The 1230-nt window shown below is 49.3% G+C and carries 3 protein-coding genes; all 3 read right to left on the reverse strand.

The genetic code is table 11. The annotated features are described in order from the left end of the window. The coding region (locus PSI23_RS21440) for a lysozyme (protein ID WP_273556968.1) at positions 1-383 on the reverse strand (383 nt) is incomplete at its 3' end. After that, positions 367-549, reverse strand: a complete 183-nt coding sequence (locus PSI23_RS21445) for a phage holin family protein (RefSeq protein WP_273556969.1) — start codon at positions 547-549, stop codon at positions 367-369. The genes PSI23_RS21440 and PSI23_RS21445, both read right to left, overlap by 17 nt. 54 nt (positions 550-603) lie before the next feature. Further along, positions 604-1230, reverse strand: a 627-nt coding sequence (locus tag PSI23_RS21450) for a DNA methyltransferase (protein ID WP_273556970.1), incomplete at its 5' end; no start/stop codon positions are given.

The raw sequence follows: 1230 nt of genomic DNA on the forward strand, positions 1-1230 counted from the left end.
CCGGCATTCAACTTACGGTAGAACGTGGAAGAGAAGCATTTACCGGGACCAATGTTGTACGGGCAGAAACTGGCAATACCTGCTATCTGGGGTTCAGTCAGTGGCACTTTGACATTGCGCTTTACCCATGCGATGGCCTGTTCTGCTTCTTTGGCGTTGAAGTCTTTACATTGGTTCGGGGTTAATTTCATCCCCTGACGAACGGGAGCACCATCAATGCGAGTCACGCCACGGCAGATAGTCCAGACTCCGCCAGCGTCCCGATATGCCGATAGCCGGTTGCCCTCTTTCTCGTCCAGAAACTGAGACACTATTGCCGTGGCACCCGCACCGGAAAGTACCAGACCGATAACAGCCGCCGTTAACTTACTCGTCTTTTTCACGTCTATTGAGCTCCCGGTGCTTGTAGTACCAGTTCACGGCAAATGTACCGACCGTGGAGAGGATACCGATGACAATTGCCCAGTCGTTCAATGACCAGGCACCGAAAATAGCTGTAAATGTGCCCCACGCATACGCGGTAGGGCTGGTGTATTTATCCATACGCATAATCCACCCCATATGAACAATGGGCGTCCGTGGGGTGAGCTATGGTCGCCCCTGTTAGTGAGTATTTGTTTGGTCTAATGTGAAAAACTTAACGCCCTGAGTGTTATCTTCTTGCAGGATGGCATTTTTTATTCTTTTCAGGGCAATGCGGGAAATCAATTCGGGTATTGACTCCTGAATGCAATACGCTGTTGCCCCCGCATTCTTTGAAATAGGCTCAGGCAATTGAACCAGGATAAACTTTCTTCTGCCGCCATCTTTCTTATTTTGCTTCAACACCGCATGACCCGTAGAACCACTTCCGGCGAAAAAGTCAAGAATGATATCTTCCCTGTCCGTGACCTTCATTAAGTGTTCAATCAGTCCTGTCGGCTTTGGATAATCAAACACAGATGAACCAAGCAGGGCTTCAACCTCTTGGCTTCCCTGCTTCGTGGTAAAACCGGTTATGATGGTTTTGGGATGTTCGGTGCCCCGCTTTTTAACATACTGAAGCACGCCGTTAGGTTTGAAGAAGAACTCAACAACCTGCTGCCCCTTAGAGTCAACCGTGTCATTTCCTGACAGCCAATTTTCAATTTGGCGCTTCATTGTCCAGCCCGCTTTTAGCGTGACCTCGCGGGCTAAGACCCCATGCTTACATTCCAATACCCCTGAGGTCACTTCAACGACTTCTTTAGC

The organism is Xenorhabdus yunnanensis (assembly GCF_028598805.1).
Classification (GTDB): domain Bacteria; phylum Pseudomonadota; class Gammaproteobacteria; order Enterobacterales; family Enterobacteriaceae; genus Xenorhabdus; species Xenorhabdus yunnanensis.